This is a genomic window from Hymenobacter segetis (assembly GCF_054776495.1).
The window spans coordinates 295,572-308,500 of record NZ_BAAHBV010000002.1 but is presented as its reverse complement, the minus strand read 5'-3'; the positions used below and the strand labels follow the sequence as shown (position 1 = coordinate 308,500).

General features: G+C 58.6%; 7 protein-coding genes. 3 read left to right on the top strand and 4 right to left on the bottom strand.

The annotated features are described in order from the left end of the window. Positions 1–29: 29 nt before the first annotated feature. The 3 genes from lon (at position 30) to hslU (ending at position 5,443) form a co-directional block, all read left to right on the top strand. Positions 30–2,537 carry an endopeptidase La gene (gene lon, locus ACYU70_RS11905; RefSeq protein WP_425293326.1) on the top strand — a complete coding sequence of 836 codons (2,508 nt, stop codon included), beginning with the start codon at positions 30–32 and terminating at the stop codon, positions 2,535–2,537. Positions 2,538–2,818: 281 nt separating this feature from the next. Beyond that, entirely contained in the window at positions 2,819–3,880 is a 1,062-nt protein-coding gene (porQ, locus tag ACYU70_RS11900) for a type IX secretion system protein PorQ (RefSeq protein ID WP_342297431.1), read from the top strand. A 156-nt stretch (positions 3,881–4,036) separates the two neighbouring features. Next, positions 4,037–5,443, top strand: coding sequence for an ATP-dependent protease ATPase subunit HslU (gene hslU, locus ACYU70_RS11895; RefSeq protein WP_342297430.1), 1,407 nt, complete (start codon positions 4,037–4,039; stop codon positions 5,441–5,443). A 65-nt stretch (positions 5,444–5,508) separates the two neighbouring features. On the opposite strand, the gene ACYU70_RS11890 is transcribed toward hslU, so the two are convergent. The 4 genes from ACYU70_RS11890 to ACYU70_RS11875 form a co-directional block, all read right to left on the bottom strand. Beyond that, positions 5,509–6,939 carry a RagB/SusD family nutrient uptake outer membrane protein gene (locus tag ACYU70_RS11890; RefSeq protein WP_342297429.1) on the bottom strand — a complete coding sequence of 477 codons (1,431 nt, stop codon included), beginning with the start codon at positions 6,937–6,939 and terminating at the stop codon, positions 5,509–5,511. Positions 6,940–6,960: 21 nt separating this feature from the next. Continuing rightward, a complete protein-coding gene (locus ACYU70_RS11885) occupies positions 6,961–10,161 on the bottom strand; it encodes a SusC/RagA family TonB-linked outer membrane protein (protein WP_342297428.1) in 3,201 nt (1,066 codons plus the stop codon). Positions 10,162–10,609: 448 nt separating this feature from the next. Next, positions 10,610–11,230, bottom strand: a complete 621-nt coding sequence (locus ACYU70_RS11880; protein WP_342297426.1) for a hypothetical protein — start codon at positions 11,228–11,230, stop codon at positions 10,610–10,612. 37 nt (positions 11,231–11,267) lie between these two features. Further along, positions 11,268–12,908 (bottom strand): SusD/RagB family nutrient-binding outer membrane lipoprotein, encoded by a 1,641-nt coding sequence (locus ACYU70_RS11875; RefSeq protein ID WP_342297425.1) that lies wholly within the window; start codon positions 12,906–12,908, stop codon positions 11,268–11,270. Between the last annotated feature and the right edge of the window lie 21 nt (positions 12,909–12,929).

Here is a 12,929-nt window from a genome sequence, read left to right as displayed (position 1 = left end):
CGGCCGTTGCTTCTGCTTTATCCCCTTTCATGAATCTGGCCTCCTTTTATACTTCCGCTGCGGCTCCGGTTCGCACGCTTAGCGACGCTAACTCCCAACCCGAAGCCATCGCCATTATGGCCGCCGACCCCGAACACCTCCTCCACGGCGACGACGCCCCGTCCACGCTGCCCATTCTGCCGGTGCGCAACACCGTGCTGTTCCCCGGCGTGGTGCTGCCCGTGACCGTGACGCGCAAAAAAAGCGTGAAGCTGGTGCGCAAAGCCTACGCCGATGACAAGCTCCTCGGCGTAGTAGCCCAGCTTAACCCCGATGCCGACGAGCCCACCGCCGAAGAGCTGCACTCCGTGGGCACCCTGGCCCGCATTCTCAAGCTGCTGGAGCAGCCCGATGGCCAGATTACCATCATCCTGCAAGGCCAGGTGCGCTTCAAGGTGGAGGAGCAGCTGAGCTTCACGCCGCTGGTGGCCCGCGTCAGCTACTTCCCCGAAGTATCGCTGAACCCCGAAATCCCCGGCGAATTCGGCCTTTTGCAGGCCCTGCGCGAGGCCGCAACCAAGGTATTGGAACTCACCCCCGAGATTCCGATGGAAGCCCGGGCCATGCTCGACGGCATTCAGTCGCCGGCCTTCCTCACGCACTTCCTGTCCAGCAACGTGCAGCTCGACCTGCCCGCCAAGCAGCGCCTGCTGGAATTGGCCGACCCCGAGCAGCAAGCCCGCCTGCTCCTCGAAGCCCTGCTCAGCCAGGCCGAGCTGCTGGAAATTAAGCAGGACATTCGCTCGAAAACCCACACCGGCATCGATGCCCAGCAGCGCGAGTATTTCCTGCGCCAGCAGCTCAAAACCCTGCAGGACGAGCTGGGCCAGGACGGCTCCGAGGAAGACGTGCACCGCCTGAAAGCCCGCGCCGAAACCAAGAAATGGCCCGAGGCCGTGGCGCTCCACTTCAAAAAGGAGATGGAGAAGCTGACCCGCACCAATCCCATGGCCCCCGATTATTCGGTGAACATGAACTACGTCGAGTTCATGCTCGACCTGCCCTGGGGCGAGTACACCAAGGACAAGTTCAACCTCAAGCAAACCAAGAAAATCCTCGACGCCGACCACTTCGGCCTCGAAAAAGTGAAGGAGCGCATCCTCGAATACCTGGCCGTGCTCAAGCTGAAGCAGGATTTGAAAGCGCCCATTCTGTGCCTCTACGGGCCTCCCGGCGTGGGCAAAACCAGCCTGGGACGCAGCATTGCCACCGCTCTGGGCCGCAAATACGTGCGCATGAGCCTCGGCGGCGTGCGCGACGAAGCCGAAATTCGTGGGCATCGCAAAACCTACGTGGGGGCCATGCCCGGCCGCATCATCGCCCAGATTAAGAAGGCCGGGGCCTCGAACCCGGTCATCATTCTCGATGAGATTGACAAGGTGAGCAGTGATTTTCGCGGCGACCCGTCGTCGGCGTTGCTGGAAGTGCTGGACCCGGAGCAAAACGCCACCTTCACCGATAACTACCTGGAAGTAGAATACGACCTCTCGAAGGTCCTGTTCATCGCCACGGCAAACTCGCTCGATACCATCCAGCCCGCCTTGCGCGACCGCATGGAAATCATCGACCTCACCGGCTACACGCAGGAGGAGAAGGTGCAGATTGCCCGCAAGCACCTCTGGCCCAAGCAGCTCAAAGAGCACGGCCTGGGCGAGAACGAAGTGAAAATTACCGATGCCGCCCTGCACCGCGTGGCCGACGACTACACCCGGGAATCGGGCGTGCGCGGCCTGGAGCGCAAGCTGGCCGCCGTGACGCGCAACCTGGCCCGCCGCAAGGCCGGCAAAGAGCCCCTGCCCGCCACGATGGAGCCGGCCGAAATCCGCAAAATCCTCGGCGCGGCTATTTTCGACCGCGACCAGTACCAGGACAACGACACCGCCGGCGTGGTAACCGGCTTGGCCTGGACCTCGGTGGGCGGCGACATTCTCTTCGTGGAAAGCCTGCTGAGCCGGGGCCGGGGCAAGCTCACGCTCTCGGGCCAGCTCGGCGATGTAATGAAGGAATCGGCCATTACGGCGCTTTCCTACCTGCGCTCGCGGGCCGATGAGATTGGCATCGATTACCGCTTATTCGAGCAGTACGACCTGCACATTCACTTCCCCGAAGGCGCGGTGCCCAAGGACGGCCCCAGCGCGGGCATTGCCATCTTCACCAGCATGGCTTCGGCCTTCACCCAGCGCCGGGTGCGCGCTCACCTGGCCATGACCGGCGAAATCACCCTGCGCGGCAAGGTGCTGCCCGTGGGCGGCATCAAGGAGAAGCTGCTGGCCGCCCGCCGCGCCGGCATGAAGGACATCATCCTCTGCCCCAAAAACCGCAAGGACATTGAGGAAATTCAGGAAGACTACCTCAAAGGCCTCACCATCCACTACGCCGACCGCGTGGACGACGTGCTGCGCGTGGCCTTGCTCGATGAGCTGGTGCCGCACCCCCAGAAGCTGCCCGTGCGCGACGAGCCCGTGCCCGCCCCCGGCCCCAGCGTGGAGGTGCAGTAGCAGCCGGGCCGAAAACCGCATCAGGAGGCTGGAAAGGTCAAAATTTTGACATATATGTCCTTCCGAAGGAGGTATTGGTGCTTCGGAAAGACCTATATGTGCTTCCGAAGGTCCAATAGGTGCTTCGGAAGGTGGTGTTGGTGCTTCGGAAGCACATATACCCTCTTCCGAAGCACCTATTGGACCTTCCGAAGGGGTAAAATGTGCTACCGGGGTACTTATTCGGGCCGGTGGAGCGTTAGGCTGCCAACGGGGGCGCGGGTGCCCCTTATCTTAGCAATATGAAGCATTTTTCCGCTGTCCGGGTGGCCGGTTTTGGCCTTTTGTTGGGGGTGATGGGGCTGCGGCCGGCGGCGGCCCAGCAGCTGGGCGGGCGCACCGTGTTTCCGTTTCTGGACCTGCCGCCCAGCGCCCATCTGGCGGCTCTGGGAGGGATGAGCGTCTCGGACCGCAACGACGACCCCACCATGCTCTACGGCAACCCGGCCCTGCTCAATGCCGACATGGACGGCCGCTTGGCCCTGAGCTACGTGGCTTACCTGGCCGATATCAAGCAGAGCACCGCCGCCTACGTCTTCAATACCGAGAAGGCCGGGCGCTTCGGCGTGGGCGTCACCTACCTCAACTACGGCAGCTTCGAGAGCTACGACCCGGCCGGCAACAGCCTGGGCACGTTCAGCGTGAATGAGTACACCGTGGGCCTGACGGATTCCTACACCAAGGGCAAATTCACGTTTGGGGCCACCACCAAGCTGGCCGTGTCCAGCATTGCGGGCAGCCGCTCGCTGGCCGGCGTGGCCGATGCCGGCGTGGTGTACAAGCACCCCACGGCCGACTTCACGGCGGGCCTGGCCGTGAAAAATGCCGGCTATCAGTTCTCGCCCTACCCCGGTACCGAGCGCGGCCCGCTGCCGCTCGACGTGCAAATCGGGGCCACTGTGAAGCCCGAGCACATGCCGTTGCGCTTCTCGCTCACGGCCCACCACCTGCAGCAGTGGGACATTCAGTACCTCGACCCCAACGCCCGTGGCCAGCTCGATGCCAGCGGCAATGAGAAGAAGGCCACCAAGAGTTTCGGCGACAACCTGGCCCGGCACTTCACCGCCAGCGCCGCCCTTATCCTCGGCAAGGGCTTCCAGCTGCGGGCCGCCTATAACCACTTGCAGCGCCGCGAGCTGCGCCTCGACAACACCAGCGGCAGCGCCGGCTTGTCGTTTGGCGTGATGCTGAAGATTAGCACGTTTCAGATTGACTACACTCACGCCACCTTGCAGGCGGCGGGCTCCAGCGAGTATTTCACCATTTCGCGCAATTTGAATTCACTGTTTAAGAAGAAGGAGTAAGCGTAAGTTTTTGCTTTCCCAGAACGTCATGCAGAGCGCAGCGAAGCAGCTTGCCCGCCGTAAGTAAACCCACCGATTGGATTACTTATTGCGGGCAAGCTGCTTCGCTGCGCTCTGCATGACGTTCTTTCATTACCTCGTTTCCGTACACTGCCCATGCTCAACCAAGATTTCCTGACCCCGGCCCAAATCGTGGCCGAACTCGATAAGTACATCATCGGCCAGCACGAGGCCAAGCGCCACGTGGCCATTGCACTACGCAACCGCTGGCGCCGCCTCCACGCCCCGCTGGATATGCAGGCCGAAATCGTGCCCAACAACATCCTCATGATTGGGGCCACCGGCGTGGGCAAAACCGAAATTGCCCGTCGCCTGGCCCACCTCGCCGATGCGCCTTTTGTAAAAGTCGAAGCCAGCAAATTCACCGAAGTAGGCTACGTAGGCCGCGACGTGGAAAGCATGGTGCGCGACCTCGCCGAGCAGTCCTTCAACCGCGTGAAAGCCCGCCGCCAGGAAGCCGTAAAAGCCCAGGCCGCCGACGCCGTGGAAGAGTTGATTCTTGACGCCCTCATTCCCGCCATCTCGCAGCCCACTGGGGCTAAAACCGGCCTCGGCTTCGGCAGTGGGGGAGGGGATGACGTACCCCATTCCGATGCCGAGCTCAACGAGCGCACCCGCGAGCGGTTCCGCCAGAAAATTAAAAACGGCGAGCTCGAAGACCGCAAAATCGAAATCCAGGTGGCGCAGCCCGGCCCCAGCATCGGGGTGATGGGCGCGCCTCCCGGCATGGACGAAGGCACCCTCTCGGGCCTGCAGGATATGCTGGGCAACATGATGCCCAAGAAAACCCGCAAGCGCAAAGTGACCGTGGCCGAAGCCCGCAAGCTCCTCCTCGACGAAGAAGCCGCCAAGCTCATCGACCTGGACGAGGTGAAGGACGAAGCCGTGCGCCAGTGCGAAAACGCCGGCATCATCTTCATCGATGAGATTGACAAAGTGGCCAGCAGCGGCGGCAAAAGCGGCGGCGGTGGCCCCGACGTGAGCCGCCAGGGCGTGCAGCGCGACCTGCTGCCCATCGTGGAAGGCTCGGCTGTGAACACCAAGTACGGCATCGTCAACACCGACCACATCCTGTTCATCGCCGCCGGAGCCTTCCACGTCTCCAAGCCCAGCGACCTCATCCCCGAGCTGCAAGGCCGCTTCCCTATCCGCGTCGAGCTGCAAAGCCTGACCAAGGAAGACTTCTTCCGCATTCTCAAAGACCCCAAAAACGCCCTCACCAAGCAATACGAGGCCCTGCTGAAAGCCGAGGAAGTAGAACTAACCTTCGAAGACGCTGCGCTGGAGCGCGTGGCCGAAATTGCCTTCGAGGTCAACGCTGAGGTGGAGAATATTGGGGCCCGCCGCCTGCACACCGTAATGAGCCGCCTGCTCAACGACATTCTCTACGACGTGCCGGATAAGATTGGGGCCAATGCCCGCATCCTCATCACCGCCGGCCTGGTAGATGAGCGGCTGAATAGCATGGTGAAAAACCGCGACCTGAGCCAATACATTTTGTGAGGAGCAAGCGCAAAAAAAAGCCCTGGCCATATTGGCCAGGGCTTTTTTTTGCTATACAAGACCGGTTAGTAACCAGGGTTCTGTACCAGTCTGGAGTTCTGCTGGATGTCTACCAGAGGAATCGGCAGAATCGCACGGTCAGCACCGTAGTTCACACGGCTAGAGTTACGCTTGTAGCGCATCAGGTCGTAGTAACGGTGGCCTTCGAACGCCAGCTCCAGGCGACGCTCCAACAAAATAGCCTCAATGAGGGCATTTTTGTCCGCGAAGTCAGCCACGGTGTACGAAGCCGAGGTTGCAGGCTTCGAACGGTCACGCACTTGGTTGAGCAATGTGATGGCTTCGGGGCTCACGCCGGTAGCCGTCTGAGCCAGGCCTTCTGCGCGGTTGAGCAGGGTTTCGGCGTAGCGGGCGATGGGAACATAGTCAGCAGAGGCCTCTTTGTATTTCTGCGTGAAAATGAGCGGCGACGTAGTCGACGCAGGCACGGCCGTCGGCAACAGCAACAGCGTCCGACGACGGTCGGCCAACGGGAACTGGCTGAGCGGAATCAAAGCGTAAGGGTTTACGCTGATGTCGGCACGCTTCAGGTAATGCTGGCCCAATGCGTTGTTCGTATTGGGGTTGTCATTTACGTTCATGGCCACGGAGAAAATGGATTCCGGGTTGTTGAACGTAGCAGCCGTGAATGGCACTGCCGGCGAGGCACCGAGGCTGTGACGACCGCCGCTGATTACCGTGCCCGCCATGGCGGCGGCATCGGCGTAGCGTCCTTCGTAGAGGTAGATGCGCGAAAGCAGCGTACGAGCCGCATCCTTGGTGGCGCGGCCGGTCTTTTCAAAATCGGTAGCGTACGTTTCGGGCAAGGCCGCGATGGCATCCGTCAAATCGGTTTCCATCTGCGTGTACACTTGCTTCACCGTAGCGCGCGGCTTGCTCTGGCTGTCGTCGAAGGCAGTGCCAGCGTCGGGAGCGGTGAGCTGCAACACCACGCCAGGGTGCGAGGCATCGGGCGTGAAGTTGTAGGGCTGAGCCCACAGGTTCACCAAGTGGAAATAGATAAGAGCCCGGATGAATTTGGCTTCGCCGATGTAGTTGGCTTCCAGCGCAGCTGGTACTTTGCCCGAATTCTTAGCTATTTCCTGCAGGAAGAAATTGGCACCGTACAGGCTGCGGTAGCCGCCGGTCCAGGCGAGGAGCACCGTGCCATCGCCCGCCAGGGGGTTGAGCGTGCCGATGTTGCCGAAGAAAGACGCCGGGTTGGTGTCATCGCTGCGGATATCGCTGTAAATCAGCGCGCGGCCCCCGAGGAATTCGGCATTTTGCAATTGGTCGTACATACCAATCGCCGTTTGCTGAATCTTCGTCGCGTTGGCAAAAGCATCTTCCTTGGTCAGGGCCGTGGGCACGTCCTGGGTCAGAACGTCGCAGCTAGTGGCCGCCGTGAGCAGCAGGCCGCAAAGCGTGAGGCGCCGCAAAGTGGAGTTATGAAACATAATTACGATAAGAAAACAAGATTAAATGCCCAAGTTAAGACCGAAGGTGAAGCTCCGCGTGGGGGGAACCGAACGGCCATCCACACCAAATGCAATGTTGGCACCGGTGTTGGCAGCGTTGACGTTGGAGTTAACTTCCGGGTCAAGGCCTTTGTATTTGGTGAACGTGTACACGTTCTGTACCAGGGTATAAATCCGCGCGTTGTTCAAACCAAGGCGCTTAACAAAGCCGTCCGGCAGATTGTAGCCAAGGCTTACCTGGCGCAGGCGCAGGAAGTCGCCTTTCTCCAACCAGCGCGTGGAAGCCTGGCCCGATACTACGTCGCGCAGTACCAGTTTCTGGATGTCCGTGCTCTGGCCGGGAGTCGTCCAACGGTCCTTGATGTCGACGATGTTGTTCTGGAAGCTCGTGCTCAGCAGGGCAGCGCGGTAACCGTTGTAGATGTAGTTGCCACCGCTGTACTGCAGAAAGATACCGAGGTCAACACCTTTGAAGGAGAACGTGTTGTCAAACCCGCCGAAGAAGGTAGGATAACCGCTTTTGCTCTGGTATTTGAAGTCAGCAGCACCAATGGCCGTCGTTGGCTCGCCAGCGGCGTTCAACCACCGGCCCGCCGTGAAGGCCGTGCCAGTAGCGTTGGGCACTGCGTAAGCAGCATCGTATTGTTTGATGTTGCCGTCTTTGTCGTAAAACTGGGCATTGCCGTTGGCCGGGTTCACACCAGCCCACTCGGGGAGGTAGTAGATGCCCAGGCTGCTGCCGAGGCTGGCGCGCTGGTTGGCCTGAATAATGTCGTTGGGGGTCGAAAGCGCCGTTACCCGGTTCTTGATGATGGAGCCGTTGAGCGAGGAAGTCCAGGTAAAGCCGTTATCCAGCTTCACGTTGGTCGTGTTCAGCGTCAGCTCAATGCCGCGGTTGTACATCGAGCCAATGTTGCGGCTGATGGTAGAGTTCGGAACACCCGTCGTGCGCAGGGTAGGAGCCAGCAGCAGCAGGTCGCTGATGTCGTTGTTAAAGAAGTCGAAGGTTATGCCGATGCGGTTTTTAACCAGGCTAGCGTCAAAACCGATGTCCAGTTTTTTCGACTTCTCCCACTGCAGCTGCGAGTTGCCAATCTGAGTTGGTGTGAAACCGTTCAGGTCAGCATACAGGCCACCGCCCACCAGGGTACGGGCAGCGTAGGAGCTAAGACCGTTGGAGTTACCCACCAGGCCGTAGCTGGCACGCAGTTTCAAGTCATTCAGAACGGAGAAATTCTTCAGGAAGCTTTCCTCCGAGATACGCCAGCCGATGGAGCCGCCGGGGAACAAGCCACGCTGCTTGTCAACACCGAATATCGAAGAAGCATCCGAGCGCAGCGAGAACGAAGCGTAGTACTTGCTGCCGAAGTTGTAGTTCAGACGGCCAAAGTAGGACTGGAAGCCAACGTTGAACAACTGGCCACCGCCCGATGCTACCGACGTGAATACGTTGTCGATGATGGACTGGAACTTGTCGTCGGAGAAACCACCGGCTACCGTGTAGATACGACGGGTGCGGGTTTCCTGGTATTCTACGCCGCCCGTTACCCCAATGGTATGCTTCTCAGCAAAGGTGCGGTCGTAGTTGGCGTAGTTCTGCCAGTTGAACTGGGTACGGTCGGTGTTGTAGTCCTGTACCAGGCCCAATTGGCCGGGGCCAATGGCGCTACGGCCCAGGCCACCCAGGATACCGCTGCTGTACTGCTCCTCAAAGTTGGTATTGTAGTCAATGCCGTACTTGGTGGTGAGCTGCAGGCCTTTGATGGGCTCAACGGTCAGGTAGCCGTTGCCGATGATACGCTGCGACGTGTTGTCGTTTTTGTTCAACGACAAGGTAGCCGGGATGTGGTAGTAAGCGTTGGGGGCGAAAGTTGGGTTGGGGATGTTGTTGTTACCATTGCCCAGGTTGCCCAGGGAGTTCAGGTAATAAGAACCGTCCGGGTTGTAGGCCGGCACGTTTGGCGGTGCGGTGTAGCCCGATACGGTAGCACCGGCCAACGCCGTTTCACCGTTGATGCCCTGGTTGTAGGTTTTGGCATAGCTGAGGCTAACGCCGGATTTCAACCATTTTTTCGGGGTCAGGTCTACGTTCAAACGAGCCGAGCCACGACGCAGGCGGTTTTTCAGGATGATGCCTTTCTGGTCGTTCCAGTCGCCCGAACCGTAGTAAGAAGCAAACTCGTTGCCACCCGAAAGGGCCGCCTGGTAGTTTTGCTGTGTGCCGTTCTGGAAAATCTCCTTAATCCAGTCCGTTTCATCGTTCACACCGTCGCCGTTCACGTCAATCGGACGTGCGATAACTGCGGGGACTGCCGTGTTGATAACGCCGTTGGTGCTGCCGTTCCGGCTGTTCAGCGCTTTCTCGTTGCTGATATCCATGAACTCAGCACCGTTCAGCAGTTTCGGCTTCTTGATAGCCTGCTGGAAACCATAAAACGAGTTGATAGCAACCCGGTTTTGGCCCGATTTGCCACGCTTGGTGGTAATCACCAATACACCGTTCGAAGCACGCGAGCCATAAATGGCCGCGGCCGAGGCATCCTTCAATACATCAATCGAAGCAATATCGTTGGGGTTGATGTCGGCCAGCGGGTTGTAGCGGGTGCTGAGAACGTTGCCCTGGTCGGTAGTATTGAGCGGAACACCATCGAGCACAACCAGTGGCTGCGAGCTGCCGCTGATGGAGTTAGCACCCCGGATACGGATAGCAGCCTGGTCGCCCAGCGTACCGCTGGTAGTGTTCACGATTACGCCGGCCATGCGGCCCTGCAGGGACTGGTCGACGCTGGTTACAGGCTGAAGCAACAGCTTCTCCTCCTTTACCTGCGCCACTGAGCCCGTGATGTCTTTCACATCCTGCGAGCCGCCGTAGCCGGTCACCACAATTTCGTTGAGCTGCTTGTTATCCGTGGCCAACGCCACCGTTATCTGCGAGTTGCTGCCAATGGCACGCTCCTGCGATACCATCCCAACAGAGCTGAATACCAGTGTGCCACCATTCTCCGGCACGGTGAGGCTATACGCCCCATCGGCATTGGTAGATACCCCGTTGGTGGTGCCTTTAAGGAGCACCGTAACGCCTGGCAGGCCGTTGCCTGATGCTTGGTCGGTTACCTTCCCAGAAACGGTGCGCGTTTGCGCCATCGCTCCGTGAAGAAGTGTAAACATGAGCAGCATGCTCATGAGTAAGATTTTTTTCATGGACTAAAGGTTGAAATTGAAAAAAGGTAAAAAATGGGGGAACGGTTGAGACTATCAAAAATAGGCCATTGTTCCCATACAGTTGCCATAAGGTCAACATTAGGGGATAAAATTTGCCTGGCTTTTAGGCTAGAATCGGAAGATAATTCAGGTTGTCAAGTAAATTAATGATTGGTGGGTTGTTGCATTTTACTTATAGGTGATGCTATTGTGCAGGTGGGTTTGATAGAGTAGTTTCCGGATAACCAGATGTTTGTGTTACCGTTTTAAGCGAAAAAGCGTGCCCGGAATTATATAATTCCGGGCACGCTTTTTCGCTTAAAACGGTAACTGTGATTTTACAGTGCGCTATCAAGAGCAGGGCTTAATCCGACCATATAATATCCATTCAGAAGTTGTTGGTAGTCTTTTGATTGGTTTTTGATACGGATACTGCGGCCCGCAACCGTTATTTAAACAGGGCAACGGCCGCGTACGGCGCATTGACCATGGTACCGGTGGGCGCGCCTACCGTGCCCTCGGTGGTAGACAAAGGGGTGAGTACGATGCGCCGCCCATCCTTCATCACGTACTCGAAGGTGAAGACAATGGCACTTTGCGCGATGGTAGGCAGCTCAATCCGGTTGATGGCCGAGGCGGTGGTTGCCTTGATGGGAAGCGGAGCGGTCTGCCCGGTGATGGGGCTGCTGGGGTACAAGTCGGCAATGGCCTCTTGGCTGTCCATGGTGATGGTAACGGGGAAGCTCGTGAGGTCCCGCACTTTCACCCGCGGGCCCAGCCGCGAGCCCCGCAGGTAGCTCTTGTAAAGCTCAACCGTTTGAATCTCGGCCTGGCCTTTGGAGGGGTTAACCACGAATTCGAAAACCGGGCGTGCGATGTTGCTCGCCGTGGCTGAATTGATGGACAGTCGGCTGGCAGTCACATCAAAATAAGATTTCTTGGGGTTGATTTCCGGCAAAATAAGCGGAACACTGTCCACTACCGGCTCCGGAATGCGGGCCTGGTCGCGGCAGCTGCTGGTCCCGGCTAACAGGGCCAGGGGCAATAAGCTAAATAATAACTTTTTCATGAAATGGCGGATGTTGGGGTGGGGGAAACGACCAAGGTTACTTATCCCAGAAAAGGGGACTCGAATCCTGCGTCTGCGGGCCATTGGGGTTCACCAGCAGGTCGTTCAGCGGGTAGTTCAGGCGGCGCGGGAATGCGCCGGTCGATACCGTAACGGGGTCGTTGTCGTCGAAGACCCCCCGGGCGGGGTCCGCATTGCCGGGTACTTTGATACGCGGGTGGCCGGTACGCCGGAAATCGGTGTACATGTCGACGCCGTAGCCAAAGCTGGCCACGTATTTCTCGTACATCAGCACCTCCAGCTTGTCATCGAGGGTAGCACCGGGCCGGTTGAACAATGCCAGGGCCGTGTTGATATAGGCCGCGACCTGAGCCGGGTCCATCAGGGGGCTACCGTCTTTGCCGGCAACGTAGTCGACCTTGTCGAAGGAGGCCTTTATCGCTAATCTTAGTGCGGTGGTAGCAGCGGCATTGTCGTTGAGCACAGTCAATTGCAGTTCGGCTTCGGTGAATTTGCGGCTGAAATAGGTATGTAGTCGCTGGGCTACAACGCCTTTGCCCGTTACCGTGCCCGGAATGCTGGACGAGGCGCTGGCAACTCCGCCCTTGCCATCATCATAGCGTCCGCCCACGGGGTAAAGGCCGGGTAGGGTAATAATCGTGCTGTTGGAGGAGCTGGCGTAGGGACCATTGCTGCCAAAACGCACCGATACGAAATTGCCTAGGGCATAATCCTGCGTTAGGGCCGAAAACGAGTTGGTGGTGGATGCTTGGTTGAAGAAGTAATACGGCACCCGTGGGTCGGCGTTACCGCTCATGGCAAGATAGAAGTTGGGATTGATGCGGTTTTCGCGGCCAGGGGTAGCGTAATCGGCAATAAAGCCCAGGTTGCGGTTATCGGGCGTGATGGTTGTGCCGTAGTTCAGCTCGAAGTCCTCGTTGAACTGTTGAATCAGGTTACTGCCGTTGGCTAGCAAAGGAGTAACATCGGCGGTCACGTTCCGGGTTTTCCGGATTTGGTTGTACAGCTTCAGCTTGAGGCTGTTTCCGAAGTGGGTCCAACTGACTTTGTTGCCACCATAAATGAGGTCCGCTCTCGCCAGGCCCGTATTGGGGGCCGGCTTAGCCAGATTACCAATGCCCTCGTCAATGAGCGAAAACAGGCTTTGAATGCCGTCCCCGCCGTTGTAAATGGCCGCATCGCTGTCGAAGCGGGGCGTGGCAATGGTGCCGCCCTGCAAGGCCTGCGAATAGGGGATACTGCCCCACAGGTCCACCATCTGGCTGAACACGAAGGCCCGCTGAATCTGGGCAATGCCCACGTAGGTCCAGCTTTGCTCGGTGGTGCCCTGCGTAATGATTTGCTGGTTGTTGATGAGCATATCAGTGTACAGCGACGACCATTCGTTGGAGAAAGCATCGCCGTTCTGGTTGAAAGTGCCGATGTTGCGGCTGTTGGCCAGCTGCTGCATCAGGGCCATCGTGTACTGGCTCATGCCCGACGGGCTGTCGCCCAGGCTGGTGGCCATGGCCACCTGCGTCACGGGGAGCAGCGAAAACAGTTCGGCTTTGGTCGGAGCCAGGGGGCTCACGTTCACGTCGTAGAAGTCTTTGCAGCCCGGAGCGGCTGCCAGCACGCTCAGCAAGGCGAGGGTGCCGGGTAATTTATGAAATTTCATATAGGTAAGAAACCAAAAGTC

What these genes read in the sequence shown, in the direction of transcription:
- lon (WP_425293326.1), top strand. Translation starts at nt 30, where the DNA reads ATGAATCTGGCCTCCTTTTATACTTCCGCTGCGGCTCCGGTTCGCACG.
- porQ (WP_342297431.1), top strand. Translation starts at nt 2,819, where the DNA reads ATGAAGCATTTTTCCGCTGTCCGGGTGGCCGGTTTTGGCCTTTTGTTG.
- hslU (WP_342297430.1), top strand. Translation starts at nt 4,037, where the DNA reads ATGCTCAACCAAGATTTCCTGACCCCGGCCCAAATCGTGGCCGAACTC.
- ACYU70_RS11890 (WP_342297429.1), bottom strand. Translation starts at nt 6,939, where the DNA reads ATGTTTCATAACTCCACTTTGCGGCGCCTCACGCTTTGCGGCCTGCTG.
- ACYU70_RS11885 (WP_342297428.1), bottom strand. Translation starts at nt 10,161, where the DNA reads ATGAAAAAAATCTTACTCATGAGCATGCTGCTCATGTTTACACTTCTT.
- ACYU70_RS11880 (WP_342297426.1), bottom strand. Translation starts at nt 11,230, where the DNA reads ATGAAAAAGTTATTATTTAGCTTATTGCCCCTGGCCCTGTTAGCCGGG.
- ACYU70_RS11875 (WP_342297425.1), bottom strand. Translation starts at nt 12,908, where the DNA reads ATGAAATTTCATAAATTACCCGGCACCCTCGCCTTGCTGAGCGTGCTG.